At 37.6% G+C, this 16,334-nt stretch carries 15 protein-coding genes; 8 read left to right on the top strand and 7 right to left on the bottom strand.

Annotation, left to right across the window (positions count from 1 at the left end; all coding sequences use genetic code 11):
- Position 1 precedes the first annotated feature (1 nt).
- Positions 2 to 1,093 (bottom strand): prolyl-tRNA synthetase, encoded by a 1,092-nt coding sequence (locus ACP3T3_RS21540; RefSeq protein ID WP_426477751.1) that lies wholly within the window; start codon positions 1,091 to 1,093, stop codon positions 2 to 4.
- A 143-nt stretch (positions 1,094 to 1,236) separates the two neighbouring features.
- Between ACP3T3_RS21540 and proS the strand changes: the two genes are divergently transcribed.
- From proS to ACP3T3_RS21510, 6 genes are all read left to right on the top strand, one after another.
- The gene (gene proS / locus ACP3T3_RS21535; protein ID WP_426477750.1) at positions 1,237 to 2,712 is read left to right on the top strand and encodes a proline--tRNA ligase; all 1,476 of its coding nucleotides are present in this window, start codon (positions 1,237 to 1,239) and stop codon (positions 2,710 to 2,712) included.
- Between the two features lie 119 nt (positions 2,713 to 2,831).
- Positions 2,832 to 4,163: a DUF937 domain-containing protein gene (locus tag ACP3T3_RS21530; RefSeq protein ID WP_426477749.1), complete on the top strand. Its 1,332-nt coding sequence runs from the start codon at positions 2,832 to 2,834 to the stop codon at positions 4,161 to 4,163.
- A gap of 113 nt (positions 4,164 to 4,276) precedes the next feature.
- A complete protein-coding gene (locus ACP3T3_RS21525; protein ID WP_426477748.1) occupies positions 4,277 to 5,611 on the top strand; it encodes an Nramp family divalent metal transporter in 1,335 nt (444 codons plus the stop codon).
- Between the two features lie 207 nt (positions 5,612 to 5,818).
- Positions 5,819 to 6,358, top strand: a complete 540-nt coding sequence (locus ACP3T3_RS21520) for a nucleotide exchange factor GrpE (RefSeq protein WP_426479999.1) — start codon at positions 5,819 to 5,821, stop codon at positions 6,356 to 6,358.
- A gap of 101 nt (positions 6,359 to 6,459) precedes the next feature.
- Complete coding sequence (gene dnaJ / locus ACP3T3_RS21515) at positions 6,460 to 7,563, top strand: molecular chaperone DnaJ (RefSeq protein WP_426477747.1); 1,104 nt, start codon at positions 6,460 to 6,462, stop codon at positions 7,561 to 7,563.
- Between the two features lie 78 nt (positions 7,564 to 7,641).
- Positions 7,642 to 8,322: a DUF4304 domain-containing protein gene (locus tag ACP3T3_RS21510; RefSeq protein WP_426477746.1), complete on the top strand. Its 681-nt coding sequence runs from the start codon at positions 7,642 to 7,644 to the stop codon at positions 8,320 to 8,322.
- A 72-nt stretch (positions 8,323 to 8,394) separates the two neighbouring features.
- Here ACP3T3_RS21510 and ACP3T3_RS21505 read toward each other — a convergent pair whose 3' ends face one another.
- The gene (locus tag ACP3T3_RS21505; protein ID WP_426477745.1) at positions 8,395 to 9,279 is read right to left on the bottom strand and encodes a DUF808 family protein; all 885 of its coding nucleotides are present in this window, start codon (positions 9,277 to 9,279) and stop codon (positions 8,395 to 8,397) included.
- 155 nt (positions 9,280 to 9,434) lie between these two features.
- Here ACP3T3_RS21505 and ACP3T3_RS21500 point away from each other — a divergent pair, with 155 nt between their 5' ends.
- Positions 9,435 to 9,923 (top strand): tetratricopeptide repeat protein, encoded by a 489-nt coding sequence (locus ACP3T3_RS21500; RefSeq protein WP_426477744.1) that lies wholly within the window; start codon positions 9,435 to 9,437, stop codon positions 9,921 to 9,923.
- A 23-nt stretch (positions 9,924 to 9,946) separates the two neighbouring features.
- A complete protein-coding gene (locus ACP3T3_RS21495) occupies positions 9,947 to 10,816 on the top strand; it encodes an alpha/beta hydrolase (RefSeq protein ID WP_426477743.1) in 870 nt (289 codons plus the stop codon).
- Positions 10,817 to 11,107: 291 nt separating this feature from the next.
- Here the strand turns inward: ACP3T3_RS21495 and ACP3T3_RS21490 are convergent, their stop codons facing one another.
- From ACP3T3_RS21490 to ACP3T3_RS21470, 5 genes are all read right to left on the bottom strand, one after another.
- Positions 11,108 to 11,806 (bottom strand): DedA family protein, encoded by a 699-nt coding sequence (locus tag ACP3T3_RS21490; protein WP_426477742.1) that lies wholly within the window; start codon positions 11,804 to 11,806, stop codon positions 11,108 to 11,110.
- An 86-nt stretch (positions 11,807 to 11,892) separates the two neighbouring features.
- On the bottom strand, positions 11,893 to 13,005 hold the full coding sequence (gene prfB, locus ACP3T3_RS21485; protein ID WP_426477741.1) for a peptide chain release factor 2: 1,113 nt from the start codon (positions 13,003 to 13,005) through the stop codon (positions 11,893 to 11,895).
- A 145-nt stretch (positions 13,006 to 13,150) separates the two neighbouring features.
- Complete coding sequence (locus ACP3T3_RS21480; protein ID WP_426477740.1) at positions 13,151 to 13,642, bottom strand: hypothetical protein; 492 nt, start codon at positions 13,640 to 13,642, stop codon at positions 13,151 to 13,153.
- 17 nt (positions 13,643 to 13,659) lie between these two features.
- Positions 13,660 to 14,766: an NAD(P)/FAD-dependent oxidoreductase gene (locus ACP3T3_RS21475; protein WP_426477739.1), complete on the bottom strand. Its 1,107-nt coding sequence runs from the start codon at positions 14,764 to 14,766 to the stop codon at positions 13,660 to 13,662.
- 116 nt (positions 14,767 to 14,882) lie between these two features.
- Entirely contained in the window at positions 14,883 to 16,235 is a 1,353-nt protein-coding gene (locus ACP3T3_RS21470; RefSeq protein ID WP_426477738.1) for an ATP-binding protein, read from the bottom strand.
- Positions 16,236 to 16,334 lie beyond the last annotated feature (99 nt).

The raw sequence follows: 16,334 nt of genomic DNA, 5'->3' as shown, positions 1-16,334 counted from the left end.
ATTATCTGAAGCCGCCTCTGCCTCCGCCGCCGGATCTCATGCCGCCGCCACCTGAAGAACCACCTCTGAAGCCGCCTCCACCGGAGTTAAAGCCGCCACTGGATCTGAAACCTCCTGAATCATTAGATCTGAAGCCTCCGTTATTGTTATTATATCGTGGCTGTGGCTGCTGATAATTATAGTTGGGTCTTGTTTGTGGTGCAGAATTACGGAAACCGCCATTGGATTGTGTATTTCTGAAACCTCCTGAATTACCGTTTCTGAAACCACCATTACTGTTTCTGAAACCACCATTGGAGTTAGCATCTCTGAAACCACCATTATTTGAGTTTCTGAATCCGCCGTTATTATTTCTGAATCCTGAATTAGCTGTATTTGTTCTGTATACCGCATTCGCTACACCGGTATTCTGGAATCCTCCTCCACTGATACCACTTCTTCTGTAGACAGGTCTGTTGTAGTAGCCACCACCCCAGTAGCCTCCTCCATATCCCCAGTAAGGGTTACCATAGTATCCGCCCCAGAAAGGGTCATAATATCCTCCATAGCCGTATCCCCAGTATGGACTTCCCCATCCGTAAGAGCCTCCCCAGCCCCATCCGAATGATCCGCCCCAACCCCAGGACATGCTGGCACCCCAGCCCCAGCCACGGTTCATACCCCAGCCCCAATACGGGCTATAACCACCATACCATCCCCAGGGAGATCCCCATCCCCATGAATTATCATAATAGTTGGTCTGAGAACCTGCATAAAGTCCCCAATCGGAATCGGTAGCATTGGAGTTCCAGTTCGGATTGGTACTGCTCCAGTCATTATATCTGTTCTGCTGCTCTCTGGAATTCGTTTGTGCATTTTGAATTACATTGGAATCCTGATAGTAGTCATAATACTCTCCTACTCTGTTTCCGCTATCATTGATGATAACTCCTTCAGGTAGCGTATCCTTATTGGGGTCGTAATACACCCCATCTGTCTCGCTATACCCTCCCATCTGAGCACCACAAGACATAAGTAATAATCCGCCTGATATGGCTAATATCCCTTTGGATCTTAGCAGACCAAGCAAATTTTTATGTATATTTCTTTTCATGATAACGTAAAAATTTTTAATTTAAATTATATTTGCAATCTGTACCAAAAATGTACCAAAATACTGGTAAAAAAATCTATCAAAAATAGATTTTTATTTTTAGATAACAATAATGTACAAAAGTTAAAAAATTAAAAAAAATAATGGCAAAATTAACCTCAAGAAGCGAAGATTACAGCAAATGGTATAATGAGCTGGTTGTAAAAGCTGATTTAGCTGAAAACTCAGGCGTGCGTGGATGTATGGTGATCAAACCGTATGGCTATGCGATCTGGGAAAAAATGCGTGATGAAATGGATAAGAAATTCAAAGAAACAGGTCACGTTAACGCATACTTCCCGCTTTTTGTGCCCAAGAGCTTGTTTGAGGCTGAGGAAAAAAATGCAGAAGGTTTTGCAAAAGAATGTGCTGTTGTTACCCACTACAGGTTAAAAACCGATCCGGACAATCCATCCAAACTGATTGTAGATCCGGATGCAAAACTGGAAGAAGAACTTATCGTTCGCCCTACTTCAGAAGCTATTATCTGGAATACATACAAAAACTGGATTCAGTCTTACAGAGACTTACCGATACTGATCAACCAATGGGCAAATGTTGTACGCTGGGAAATGAGAACACGTCTTTTCTTAAGAACTGCAGAATTTTTATGGCAGGAGGGGCACACTGCTCACGCTACCAAAGATGAAGCTGTGGAAGAAGCAGAAAAGATGAATAAAGTATATGCAGATTTTGCTGAAAACTTTATGGCAATGCCGGTAATTCAGGGATTAAAAACCCCTTCTGAAAGATTTGCGGGAGCAGACGAGACCTATTGTATCGAAGCATTAATGCAGGACGGAAAGGCCTTACAGGCAGGAACATCTCACTTCTTAGGTCAGAATTTTGCAAAAGCATTTGATGTAAAATTCACCAATAAGGAAGGAAAAATTGAGCATGCATGGGCTACCTCATGGGGTACTTCAACCCGTCTGATGGGTGCTTTGATTATGACGCACTCTGATGATTTCGGATTGGTACTGCCTCCAACCCTGGCGCCGATTCAGGTGGTGATTGTTCCAATCTTTAAAGGAGAAGAACAGTTGGAACAAATCAGTGAAGTGGCTTTGGATATTCAGGCTAAACTACGAGCCAAAGGTATTTCTGTGAAGTTCGACAATGATACTCAGAACAAACCGGGCTGGAAATTTGCAGAATATGAATTGAAAGGAGTTCCTGTAAGAATTGCCATGGGACCAAGAGATCTTGAAAATAAATCTGTGGAAATTGCAAGAAGAGATAACCTTACGAAGGAAGTTCGCTCTATTGAAGGATTAGATTCTTATATCGAAGATCTGTTGAAAACCATTCAGCAGGATATCTATAACAAAGCATTTGAATTCAGAAAAAATAATATCACTAAAGTAGATACGTACGAAGAATTCAAAAAAGTTCTGGAAGAAAAAGGCGGATTTATCTATGCCCATTGGGATGGTACCGCTGAAGAAGAGGAGCAGATTAAAGATGAAACAAAGGCAACGATCAGATGTATTCCTTTAGATGATGACGTGGAGGAAGGTATTTCACTGATCTCTGGAAAACCATCTAAGAGACGGGTATTATTCGCAAAAGCTTATTAAAAATTTTAATGATTTTTAAAAAAATCGTTAACTTTTAAAGAAATATTCAAAAAAAAGTGACGTTTGGACGGATTTTTGTTTAAATTTATGTCAACATTAATCAAAAAAATTTATTTATTATGTCTTTAAATGTCATTGATTTAATTAAAGGACAATTAGGTCCCGCTTTGGTTTCACAGGCTGCATCACAGTTTGGAGAAAGTGAATCCGGTATTTCTAAAGCAATTGGCGGATTGTTGCCTGCTGTAGTAGGCGGTTTAGCCAATAATGCAGATAAGCCTGGCGTTGTGGATGCTATTACACAAGCCTCTTCAAGTGGAATTTTAGGAAATTTATTAGGCAGTTCGTCTGGTAATCCTATTATTTCTAACTTGTTATCTTCAATTTTCGGAGATAAAGTAAGTGCATTAATCAATTCTATTGCCAGTTTTTCAGGAGTCAGCAATACCACTGCAGGTTCTTTGCTAAACCTGGTGACTGGAGCTACAGTAGGCACTGTCGGAAAATATGCAGCAGACAATAATTTGGGTGCTTCAGGTATTTCCAGCTTACTGAATGATCAGAGAGGCATTATTTCTTCTTTACTTCCGGCAGGTCTTTCTTTGGCTTCCCTTGGATTAGGAGCTGAAAATTGGTTTGGTCATGCTAAGGAAACAGTATCTTCAGTTACTTCTACTGCTAAAGATAACATCTCAGAAGGTGTGGCTACAGCAAGAGAAAATGTTTCAGAAGGAGCCAGAGAAGTGAGAGAACGATTTGAAAATAATAACAATAATAATCAAGGCGGAGGTTCAATCTGGAAATGGTTGCTTCCGCTTTTATTATTAATTGCAGCGGCTTATTTCTTATGGAAACAGTGTGAGAAAAAACAGACAACTACTACAACTACCACTACGTCTGACTCTGCTGCTACCAGCTCTACTACAGATACAGCTGCTACGGCTACCACTGCAACACCTGCTCCTGCTACTGCTAAAACCGATGAAAACATTGATCTTAACGGAGTCATGTTAAAAGGTTACAAAGGCGGAATGGAGGATCAGATGATTACATTCCTGAAATCCGGAGAATATAAGAATGCAGCTGATGACTCAGCGTTGAAGGATAAATGGTACGACTTTGATCACGTAAATTTCAAAATGGGAAGTTCTTCTGAGCTTGAAGCAGGTTCTCAAGGACAGCTGGATAACCTGGTGGCCATCCTTAAAGCTTTCCCTGAAGCAAAAATTAAAATCGGAGGGTATACTGACAAAACAGGAAATGAAGCTTCTAACGTTAAACTTTCTCAGGCAAGAGCTGATTATATCAAAGCTGCTTTAGCCAAAGCAGGAGTTGGAGCTCAGGTTCTTGGAGCTGAAGGTTACGGAAGTAAGTTTGCAAAAGTAGACGCAAAAGCTTCTGATGCTGAAAGAGCTGCTGACAGAAAAATGTCTGTAAGATTTGCAAAATAATCTTTAGACTTAATAAAAATTAGATCCCGGAAAGTTATTTCCGGGATTTTTTTATGCGATGACTTTTCTGTTTACATTTATTTAATTAAATTTGTTAGTCAATTCTAACATTTATGAATTTCAATATAAAAAGCGCCTGGCGAAAAGATAAAACATCCCATTCCTTATCAGAGGTTTATTCATCTGTCAAAGTACCTAAAAATGCAAAATTTTGGAGGAAATACCTTGCATTTGCCGGTCCGGGGCTCATGATTGCAGTAGGTTATATGGACCCTGGAAACTGGGCAACTGATATTGCAGGAGGGGCACAGTTTGGCTATACTCTGCTTTCGGTTATTCTTATTTCCAATATTTTTGCGATGGTTTTACAGCATTTATCTGTAAAGCTTGGAGTGGTTGCGGAAAGAGATCTTGCACAAGCCTGCAGAGACCACTTCAGTCCGACAACCAATTTCATGCTCTGGATATTCTGTGAAATAGCGATTGCTGCCTGTGATCTCGCCGAGGTCATCGGTTCAGCTATTGCCTTAAACCTGTTATTCCATATTCCGCTGACCTGGGGTATTGTCATCACAACCGTGGATGTTTTGATAATCCTTCTACTTCAGTCCAAAGGTTTCCGGTGGATTGAGAGTATTGTAGGCGGGCTTATATTCATTATTCTGGACTGTTTCGTATATGAAATCATTATTTCGCAACCTGCTTTCAATGAGATTCTGGGAGGTTTGGTACCCCAAAAGGAAATCATCCAGAATCCTGCAATGCTTTATATCGCAATCGGAATTTTAGGAGCTACCGTTATGCCGCACAATCTTTATCTGCACAGCAGTATTGTACAGACCAGAGATTATACCCGTGATACGGAAGGGAAAAAGGAAGCCATAAAGTTTGCCACTTTAGACAGTACAGTCTCATTGATGCTGGCTTTCTTCATCAATGCTGCGATTCTTATCCTGGCTGCGGCAACATTCCATACAACAGGAAACGAACATGTTGCAGATATTCATGATGCCTATAAAATGCTGACTCCTATTTTAGGAGCTTCCATGGCAAGTATTGCATTTGCTATTGCTTTATTAGCTTCCGGCCAAAACTCTACACTAACGGGGACACTTGCAGGGCAGATTGTAATGGAAGGTTTTCTAAATATCAGATTAAAACCATGGCTGAGAAGATTGATCACCAGACTTATTGCTGTAATTCCGGCACTTATTGTCGCGATTCTTTACGGAGAACAGGGAACAACCGAATTATTGGTTTTAAGCCAGGTTATTCTGTCCATGCAGCTGAGCTTTGCTGTTGTTCCATTGGTTATGTTCACCAATGATAAAGCTAAAATGGGTGAGTTTGTTAACAAGCCTTTTCTAAAAATCTGCGTATGGATTATTTCCATTATTATCATTGTTCTGAATCTGTATCTGCTTTACCAGACATTTACAGGAGAATAAAAATACAACTATAGTTTATAATTGATAATTGATAATTAAAGTGAATGGTCAACAGTCAATTTTTGCTTCGCAAAGTCAATTTTTATACTCCGTCAATTCTCAAGGCAACGGATTGGTATTATCAATACTATTTTCATTTTTCTGCCTTAATGTCCTTATTTTGGATTTGGCAGGCTCTTTGTCAAACAATCTGTAAATAAATATTGAATTATGGAAAACCAGGATATTAACGAAGAAAGCATCAATAATCAGGAAGAAAACAATATTCAGAATGACGCAACATCTCAGGACAATGTGACAGCTGCTCCTTCGCCAGAAGAACTTTTGGCAGAAGAAAAAGACCGTTACATCAGATTGTATGCTGAATTTGAAAATTATAAAAAAAGAACAAGCAAAGAGAAGATGGAATTCTTCCAGTATGCCAACCAGGAGATGATGGTTTCAATGTTAGGCGTTTTGGATGATTTTGAAAGAGCATTAAAAGAAATCGCTAAAAACGGAAACCCGGCTGATCTGCAGGGTGTAGAACTGATCTATCAGAAATTCAAGAATAAACTTACCGAAAAAGGCTTAAAAACAATGGAAGTAAAAGCTGGTGACAGTTTTGATGTTGATTTCCATGAAGCGATTACCCAGATTCCTGCTCCATCGGAAGATTTGAAAGGAAAAATCGTAGACGTTATTGAAACAGGATACACTTTAGGTGATAAAGTAATCCGTTTTGCAAAAGTAGTAACAGGAAATTAAAATTCATAAATGATAAATGATGAGTGATAATAGATGAATATTTCACTTATTAGCTTTACAGTATCTTTTATCATTTATCAATAATCAATTATAAAATTGTCATGTCAAAAAGAGATTATTACGAGGTTCTTGAGATCAGCAAATCTGCATCATCCGACGAAATAAAAAAAGCATACCGTAAAATGGCCATCAAATATCACCCGGATAAAAACCCGGGAGATAAAGAGGCTGAAGAAAGGTTTAAAGAGGCTGCTGAAGCATATGAAGTTCTAAGCGACGATCAGAAACGCGCCAGATACGACCAGTTCGGTCACGCCGGAATGGGTGGAAATGGTGGTTTCGGAGGCGGAATGAACATGGAAGATATTTTCAGTCAGTTTGGAGATATTTTCGGGAGCGGTTTCGGAGGATTCGGCGGTGGCGGTGGCGGCCGTCAGCAGGTGAAAGGTTCTAATTTAAGAATCAGAATCAAGCTGAACCTTGAGGAAATGGTAAACGGAACTCAGAAAACCATTAAAGTTAAAAAAATGAAGATGGCAGAAGGTGCCACTTCAAAAACATGTCCTACCTGTAACGGTTCCGGTGTTCAGCTAAAAGTAATGAATACCATGTTCGGTCAAATGCAGACTCAAACCACCTGCAGTACTTGCCAGGGAATTGGAAAAGTTGCTGACAAAATTCCTGCAGGAGCCAATGCACAGGGTCTTATCAAAGATGAAGAGGAAATCACGATCAACATTCCGGCAGGAGCAAGAGACGGTATTCAGCTTAATGTAAGAGGCAAAGGAAATGATGCTCCTTTTGGCGGTATTCCGGGAGACTTACTGGTAATCATTGAAGAGGAAGTAGATCAGACGATCAAGAGAGAAGGTGATAATCTTCATCAGGAATTATATATTTCATTTGCTGAAGCAGCTTTAGGAACTAAAAAAGAAATTCCTACCGTAGGCGGAAAAGTAAAAATTACCGTTGATCCGGGAACTCAATCCGGAAAGATCTTGAGATTGGCAGGAAAAGGACTTCCAAGCATTGACAGCTATGGTAAAGGAGACATGTTTATTCATATCAATGTATGGACACCACAGAAGCTTACCAAAGAGCAGAAAGATTTCTTTGAAAAGCAGATGTCCAGCGGAGAAATGGTTGCAGAACCATCCGGAAAGGAGAAAACTTTTTTTGATAAAGTAAAAGATTTATTCAACTAAATATTAAAAGAGACTTTTTGAGTCTCTTTTTTTATGCTCTTTATTTTTTTATTTTTGCTCAATTACTTCTGGAAACAAATGGATACAAGAACAATATTTTTAAATGCCTGCAATGAAATTGCCACTCAACTCAATGGTTTCAAAACACTTGAAAAGGGACAAAGGCTTAAGAAAGTTTCCCTTGATAAGGATACTTATTTTGAAATTTATTTTCAGTCGAGTTTTAAGAATGATTCTTCATCCGTTCAGCTCCTTCCCCATATTGCTGTCTATTCTAAAATTTTAAAGAAATGGCAGATCGAGCAAACTAAAAATGAAAATTCTCAGGGATTAATTTTTGGAAATCAGATAGGGTATTTAACGCCGTATAATAATTGGAAAGAATGGAATTTAGCAGGCTTATCTTATGGAAAATCAATTATTGAAATCACAGAAAATATAGAAAAATACATACTTCCAATCTTCGAAATTTTTAATGCTAAGGAAACCGCTATCGGGTTTTTAAAAAGCAATGGAACAAAGTTTAATCAATGGTCAGAAAATTCTATTTCTCCTTTAGACTTCCTTCTATGTTTTTCTGAAAAAGATACCTCTGAAGTTTTTCTCAATAATTTTGTAAACAGTTGTCCGTATAAGAGAAATATTCTTAAACTTTACGAGAAGCTAAAAACGGAAAATGAAATTGACCTCAATTATTCTGAATTTCATGGAGCCGGTACAATTAAATTGGCCTATATAAATGGACTGAAAATAAAATAAGCTTACAAACAATAAAAAACCTGTACTCTTTCGAATACAGGTTTTCTTTGGTTATTTAATTCTAATTCTGTTTTATTTTTTTGTCGCTAAAGAATATATTCCTTTTCCTAAAGTAAATACGGCAACCGCTATCAATCCGCCAGCAACACCAAGAGTAAGTTCTTTCAAAACATCTGGCCAGGTTGGAAATATCCCATGGAAAAATTCAATCCTGTGCAGAAAGATTCCACCAGCAACCATTATTAAAGCAATTGTTCCTACGACTCCTAATATTTTAATAACAATAGGTAAAGCCTTCACTAATAGATGTCCAAGCCTCCCGAAAAAACCTTTATCGTTACTTTTCTTTATTAATTTAAACCCTGCATCATCCATTCTTACGATCAAAGCTACAATTCCATAAACTCCAACAGTAGCGATAAATGCAACCAAGCTCGTTACTAAAATCTGCGTAATGAAAGGATGGCTTTCTTCCAATACGGTTCCTAAAGCAATAATAACGATCTCGATTGATAAAATAAAATCAGTTGTAATTGCCGATTTCACTTTCTCTTTTTCAATTTCTTCAGAACTTTTTTCGTCTTCTTCAATTTCCTCTATAACTTCATGGCCCTTTTTGTCACGGTGAAAAAGAAATTCTATTACTTTTTCAACGCCTTCAAAAGCCAGATAGAATCCTCCAAGGATCAATACATAATTAATAGCCGGAGCATATAACCAATTAAGTAAAAAAACGATAGGAAGAATAATCAGTTTATTGATAAATGATCCTTTGGTAATGGCCCACAGAACCGGAATTTCCCTTGAAGAAAGAAAGCCAGTGGCTTTTTCTGCATTTACAGCAAGGTCGTCTCCTAAAATTCCCGCTGTTTTTTGGGTAGCAATCTTACTGGTAACTGCTACATCATCCATCAATGCTGCAATATCATCCAAAATTGCAAAAAAGCCTGATGCCATATTTTAATTTTTTTTTAATCTTTGTTAAGTCCAGCAAAAATAAATATTTAATTCCGTTTTTAGATTCATAACAGGACAATAATTTTGAAAATTATAAGAATAATTAAGCAATGCTTCACTTTCAATATTTTATATCTTTGTTTAAAATCTAATCAATGAATGAAAACTGGGAAAACCAATTGCAAAGTATATGGCTGAAATTTGGAACAATGAGCAATGAAAAGTTTATTCAGCAAATTAAAAATCATGTAGATTTGCTTTCAAATTCCCAGGCTATTGCTGATTTTGAAAGAGCCTGCGCTTTTGACTCCACCGGACATGAAGAGGAAGCGGAACCTTTGTACAGATCTGCATTGGATAAGGGGTTAACCGGTTTGCGGAGAAGAAGAGCAAGAATCCAGCTGGCAAGTACCTTAAGAAATAATGGAAAAATAAAGGAAAGCATCCATATTTTAAGGGAAGAAAAAGCCAATTATTCGGATGAACTGAATGATGCGGTAGATTCTTTTTTAGCACTGTCTCTTTCTTCAGCGGGGAAATATGAGGAAGCATTATCATTAACTTTAAAAGCACTTTCCCGCCATCTGCCCAGATACAACCGATCTGTTTACAACTATGCCAATGGTCTGTATAAGGAATTGTAATACTATTTCTTTATTTTTACTCTATGAAAAAGCTCATTCTCCGATATCATTTTTTCGTCATGGGATGTATTGGTTTCCTCCTGCAGTCCTGTAATACGAAATTCAGGGTTTGGGTAGGCCCCGGAGGCCAGCAAAAGATTTACAATTTAAAATACGGTGAGCATAAAAGGCAGAAAATGGATGTCTTTCTTCCCAAAGATTATGCGGAAGCTACTTCTGTAGTTCTTATTGTTCATGGCGGAGCCTGGACTTTAGGTAAAAAAGAGCATATGATACAGGTTCAGAAAATGCTTTTTGAAAACAAGATTCCAAGCATCAGTATGAACTATAGATTGGTTTCTGCAAAGAAAAAAATCACTTACAAACAACAGCTTGAAGATATTGGCCTGGCCATTGAGAAATTCAATTCTTTAGCAGAAAAAGCAGAGCTTCAGCCCAACAATTATATTCTTCTTGGGGAAAGTGCCGGCGGCCATCTTGCCTTGCTGTATGGATATCAGCACCCTGAACAGATCAAAAAAATCATTTCTTTAAGCGGGCCGACAGATTTTTTCAGTTCTGAGTATCTTACATCTTTTTATTCCAAATATACCTCTCCTACTTTTCAAAAAGTGGTTGGGACAAAGTTTGACAGGAAAAATATATCCGGAGCCTTTAAGGAAGCCAGCCCCATTGCTAATATTACAAATGTTCCTACCCTTCTGTTTCAGGGAAATAATGATTTTCTGGTTAACCAGCGCCAGGGAATAGCTATGGACTCAGCGCTTAGCCGGATGAATATTCCCCATAAATTCATTTTCATGAAAGGTGCAGGCCATGCTCCAAGGTTCTTCAGTAAAAGAAAAAGAGACAGCATTATTTATCCGAATATTCTGGAATGGGTCAACAAATAGTTATCTATTTAATGCAAAAAATAAATAATTAAACTACTATTTTTTTGTCTGGTGGATGTTTTTAAAAACGCTATGTCCGCAAAGAAATTTTAAAGCTTATATTCTCTCAATCGCAAAGATACTTCGTTCAGCACGGCAGATTACTTAGTTAAGTGAAGCGCCTCTGCGAACGAAAAGTAACAGATCATAATAATAACCTTGCGAGCTTCGCGTGGTAAAAAAATACTTATATACACAAAAAAGCCACCTCATGTATGGAGATGGCTCTTATATTTTGATTGAACTTATTATTTATTCAAAGTCCCGGTCTTCATATTTTTTAGAAAGATCTTCTTTTTTTCCGAAAACAAACTTAAAGATTATCGGCAGGGTTGTCACCAAAACAATTACAATGATGATGTACTCCAGCTTTTCTTTTAAGTTGATTCCAAACTGCTCCATAAAAAGTCTGTCCAGATAATGTCCTGCAAAGATCAAAATAAACGACCATAATACAGCACCAATAATATTATCTCTTAAAAACTCTTTTTTATCCATTCTTACAATACCTGCTACTATGGGAGTAAATGTTCTTACCACAGGTAAAAATCTCGCCATAATCACAGCTAATGCTCCGTGCTTTTCAAAGAAATCATGGGCCTGATACAGGTATTTTTTCTTGAAAAGCATTGAATCCGGTCTTTTATATAAAGCCGGTCCGGCTTTTCTTCCAAAATAGTATCCTACTTCATTTCCTACAACAGCAGCAAGAGCTACACCTGAAGCTAATATTGTGGTATCTAAGAAATCACTTCCTGTAGAGCCAAAAGTCTCTTTGATAATTTCAACGGCATAAATTCCCGAAACGAAAAGTAGTGAATCCCCAGGTAGAAAAAATCCCACAAAAAGACCTGTTTCAGCAAAAACAATAAACAAAATCAGCCAAAACCCTCCCATTTTAATATAAAACTCTGGGTTTAATAAATCCTTCCAGCTATTGAAATCTTCCATAAATATCGATGAACAACAAAAGTAAGCCTAAAATGTCTGAAACAAAAATTAATTATAAGATTTTAACTAAAATTCAAATATGATTTTTATAAGTCGAGATCATCATCGGAAACTGCCGTCCCATCGGCCATTAAGAATGCTTTCAGGAAAGGGGTGATATTTCCATTCATCACTGCATCTACATCTGATGTTTCATGACCTGAGCGTACATCTTTTACCAATTTGTACGGGTGCATCACATAGTTTCTGATCTGGCTTCCCCACTCGATCTTCATTTTGTTGGCTTCTATCTCATTTCTTGCCTTCATACGCTCTTCCAATTCCATTTCGTATAATCTTGAACGAAGGAGCTGCATGGCTTTTTCCTTATTCTGAAGCTGGGAACGGGATTCGGAGTTTTCAATAATAATTCCGGTAGGTGCGTGACGAAGACGCACAGCGGTTTCTACCTTATTTACATTCTGCCCTCCTGCTCCTGAAGACCTCATCGTTTCAAAAGATATATCAGCAGGGTTGATATTGATCTCAATAGTATCATCTACCAAAGGATAGACATATACGGAAACGAAGCTGGTATGACGTTTTGCATTGCTGTCAAAAGGCGAAATTCTTACTAAACGGTGCACTCCATTTTCACCTCTTAAATATCCAAAAGCAAATTCCCCTTCAATTTCCAGGGTAACAGTTTTCACACCGGCTACATCGCCTTCCTGAAAGTTCAGCTCACGAATCTTATAGCCTTGCTTTTCTGCCCACATCGTATACATTCTCATCAGCATGGATGCCCAGTCGCAACTTTCTGTTCCTCCTGCTCCAGCTGTAATCTGCAGTACTGCAGAAAGCTCATCTCCTTCGTTGGAAAGCATATTTTTGAACTCCAGATCCTCAATTTTCTCCACCAGTTGCGGAAATGTCTCATCCAGTTCTTTTTCAGAATCCGGGTCTTCTTTGGCAAAGTCAGCCAACACCTGAAGATCTTCAAACTGGGTCTGAATTTCATCATAGCTTTCTACCCATTTTTTCTTGGAACGAAGCTGCTTTAAAAATGTTTCGGCAGTTTTGGGGTTATCCCAAAATTCGGGCGCTGCTGTCTTTTCATCATCATTGGCAATTTCAATCTTCTTTTTTTCAATCTGAAGATATCGGTGTAAGTCTTCAATTCTGGATTGAACGTTTTTTATCTGGTCGTTGTTAATCACGAATGTTTCTTTTTTGCAAAAATAAGGAATTCTTTTAGAGTGGAGAGGTACGGATTCTTAGTTTTCGGGGTTCGGGATTCGAGTTTTTGGGATATTGGATTTTTTTGGAAATTTAATGGAGGTTCAGAATCTGATTCAGGAGAAACTACTCCTTTATTATTTCAGCTTCAAAGCTTCTTCTAAGATATTCTTTTGATTTTTTACTTTCCATCTTGAAACCCACCATTGTTAAAGCATACACAAATAATAACATCAATAAAGGCATGAAAAACTCTATTGATATTTCTTTATTTCCTATATCTCTCGCAGTAATACCTATGAAGAAAAATAGGGCAAATGAACACCAGACAATTAAAAAAAATAATACAAATGCATGTAATTTCATGGTAACTTCTATTTGTATTCCAGAATTATCTTTTTGGATGGTCCCGTTTATCTGAGGCAGAAAAGAATTTCTGTTTCTGATCACCCTGCTGATTTCAAAACTGTTATCATATAAAGATCCTTCATAATCCTTTATGGGATTTCTTCCTAAACCGAATTTTTTAGGTTCAACAAAACCGGAAAGCTTTGTTAAAATCTCCTGTTCAGACAAGTTTGTTCTGTACGTAATACGTTCAAAAGGTAAATATTTCATAGGTATCAAACGTGGTATTATATCATTTCTGCTATCATCTCTCCAATTTTCGGAGCCAAAGCAACACCCATTCCTGAAAGTCTTACGGCGCAAAACTGTCGCTCCGTAATCTGTTTTATGATAGGTGATTTTTCATCACCCATAGCCATTATTCCTGACCAGCGGAGGGCAACTTTAAAATTTTGATCAGGAAGTATCACTTCTTTTAAAAAGTTTTCCAAATGATTCTGAAGGAATTCTGTTGTTTCAAAAATATCCGTTTCTTCCGTTTTAAAATCCTGATTTCTTCCGCCACCCAGCAATACTCTGTTTCCTAAATTCCTGAAATAATAGTAGCCTTCGTCATAATGGAATGTCCCTTTAAGTTTTAATCCATCTATAGGTTCTGTCAGAAGAACCTGCCAGCGGGCAGGAATGATATTTTCATTTTCCAGAAACTTTGAAGTGAATGCGTTAGTACAATAGATGATTTTATCCGCTCTCACCGAACGTTCATTGGAAAGAAGAACCTCCACCTCATTTACAGTTTCTTCAATATTGCTGACTTCCGTTCCGAACAAAAACTCCACTTTCAGTTCATTGCACTTTTCCAGAAGCTTCTGTAACAGCTTTCCTGAGTGCAGGCTCCCTTCACACGGATTTTCAATCAGAAATGCAGATTTTCCAAGTCCGAATTCCTGTATTTTATTCTGCTTTAAAGCATATGTTTTATCCAGCCCTGTTATTGCTTTCAGCTTTTCGTTTGCTGTATCAATATGGGCTAAAGGCTCATCAGTATGTAATATTTCATATCCTCCGTTCAATTCAAAATCAATTTCGCCATTTTTAAAATAATGCTGGATTTTCTGAAGCCCGTCAAATCTCATTGTAACAAGCTCCAATGTTTTTTCCCAGCCTATTTTCTGCGAATCGGCAATAACTTCAGTAAGGCTTCCAAAACAGGCAAACCCGGCATTTCTTGTTGAAGCACCCAATGGAATGGCATTCCGTTCAATGATGAGAACAGATTTTTCAGGATATTTTTCCTTAATGGATATTGCAGCCCAAAGCCCGGAAAATCCTGCACCAATAATGATGATGTCTCTTTTTCTGTAGAAAGTGTCAAGTTCCCAGATGCTGTTCATGAGTGATTTTTATACAATGTATTCATGTAAAAAGTATTCATGTATTCATGATTAATAAAGGATGCTGATCTGATAAAAGACAGATCGAAAACCTTAAGCTTTGAATTTTTTATTCTCTACCCTTTGTTCCCTTCATCATTATGCTGAAACCCGATTGCTCTTTGCGGTTCTTCAACAACTCTGTAGGTTTCCAGTTCACTCTTCAATGCCTGAATTCTAAATTGGAAGTCATCAAAATTATTGATAATAGCATCCGCAAGAAATCTCGCTACCTGATCAAGATATTCTTCGGTAAGCTTGGATCCGGCATCCCGTAAAGCACTGTCCAAAAGTTTCTGATCTATTTTCAGCTTTTCGTTTCTGGTCCTTTGGTAAAGGTTTTTAATACGTTTCTTTAAGCTCTGGGTAAAATCTATCAGCATGGTATTGCTGAATGCCTTCATCTTTGAAGATATTTCATGCCAGAAAGGAATTTTATCAGCTTTGTTGTTTTTAAGTATTTTATACAGTAAAGAATCTTCATCAAGTCCTCTGGTCATGGAATAAAGAATAATTTCAGAACGCTCGGAAGCATTAGGAGGAAATATTGGAATCATCACATCAAATCTTCCGGGAGCAAGAACTTCTTCATCAATTTCAGCAACAGAATTGGCAGAACCAACCATTAAAACTCCTTCTTTTTCAAATTTCCCTATGTAATGGAGAATAAGTTCCTGAGCCTCAAGATTGCAGGAAGCAACATCAGTTTCGGCTCTTCTCTGCATCATAATCTCATCAAAATCATCCATGAAAAGCAGCAATTTATTTTCTTTCATCATGTTCAGCAGAAAATCACTGAAATTGATTTCATTTCCGTCAATCAACGAAGTTCCCAAATAATGTTTTTTGACTTCCTTAAACTGATAGCCGATGATTTCAGCAATTTTATTGGCCCAGAATATTTTACCGCTTCCCGGAGGACCGTACAGAATAATTCCTGCAGGTTTGTTGATTCCCCAATCTTTAATCTGCTGTGGATTCAGAAAGGGTTCCAGAACAGTAGACGTATAAAAAAACAGATCTCTGTATCCTATAAAATCTCTTTGCTGAAGACTGGTTTTACTCCCGAAATAATCATAGACAAACTTATAGTTTCCTCCTAATTTGTTATCAATTCCATAACTTGATATGGAGGATTTGAAAAAGCCGTTATCAAAAATATTGAGATCATTATCTTTAATCACCTTTTCTACCTTGTCTTTAGGCTGGTTGATGACTTTGGCAATCTGCTCCAATGTTTTATTTTTATCCAGATCTTTTTCATATAACCTTAAAAAATCTACATTTTCGCGGGCAAATTTTTCAAAATCTTCTTTTACTTCAAAATTAGTGCTTATACAATCTACCAGCTCGAGATCAAAATCCTGGATAAACTGTTTTATGGCTTCTGCAGACACATGTAATTCTTCTGCCAGTTCAATTAGCTTCATAACTGTTGATTAATGCTATCAAATTTAATGTATTTACCAATAAATTGATATTGATTTATAATAATTCTGTAACATTATCTAATTTATATAGACTACTAC

The organism is Chryseobacterium sp. CBSDS_008, from assembly GCF_049959325.1.
Taxonomy (GTDB): Bacteria; Bacteroidota; Bacteroidia; order Flavobacteriales; family Weeksellaceae; genus Chryseobacterium.
This window is presented reverse-complemented; position numbering and strand designations above follow the sequence as displayed.

Bases quoted from the DNA above. Each gene is read 5' to 3' on its own strand.
- ACP3T3_RS21490 (WP_426477742.1), bottom strand. From the start codon at position 11,806: ATGGAAGATTTCAATAGCTGGAAGGATTTATTAAACCCAGAGTTTTAT.
- ACP3T3_RS21480 (WP_426477740.1), bottom strand. From the start codon at position 13,642: ATGAAATATTTACCTTTTGAACGTATTACGTACAGAACAAACTTGTCT.
- dnaJ (WP_426477747.1), top strand. From the start codon at position 6,460: ATGTCAAAAAGAGATTATTACGAGGTTCTTGAGATCAGCAAATCTGCA.
- proS (WP_426477750.1), top strand. From the start codon at position 1,237: ATGGCAAAATTAACCTCAAGAAGCGAAGATTACAGCAAATGGTATAAT.
- ACP3T3_RS21500 (WP_426477744.1), top strand. From the start codon at position 9,435: ATGAATGAAAACTGGGAAAACCAATTGCAAAGTATATGGCTGAAATTT.
- ACP3T3_RS21525 (WP_426477748.1), top strand. From the start codon at position 4,277: ATGAATTTCAATATAAAAAGCGCCTGGCGAAAAGATAAAACATCCCAT.
- ACP3T3_RS21510 (WP_426477746.1), top strand. From the start codon at position 7,642: ATGGATACAAGAACAATATTTTTAAATGCCTGCAATGAAATTGCCACT.
- ACP3T3_RS21475 (WP_426477739.1), bottom strand. From the start codon at position 14,766: ATGAACAGCATCTGGGAACTTGACACTTTCTACAGAAAAAGAGACATC.
- ACP3T3_RS21530 (WP_426477749.1), top strand. From the start codon at position 2,832: ATGTCTTTAAATGTCATTGATTTAATTAAAGGACAATTAGGTCCCGCT.
- ACP3T3_RS21540 (WP_426477751.1), bottom strand. From the start codon at position 1,093: ATGAAAAGAAATATACATAAAAATTTGCTTGGTCTGCTAAGATCCAAA.
- ACP3T3_RS21495 (WP_426477743.1), top strand. From the start codon at position 9,947: ATGAAAAAGCTCATTCTCCGATATCATTTTTTCGTCATGGGATGTATT.
- ACP3T3_RS21505 (WP_426477745.1), bottom strand. From the start codon at position 9,279: ATGGCATCAGGCTTTTTTGCAATTTTGGATGATATTGCAGCATTGATG.
- ACP3T3_RS21470 (WP_426477738.1), bottom strand. From the start codon at position 16,235: ATGAAGCTAATTGAACTGGCAGAAGAATTACATGTGTCTGCAGAAGCC.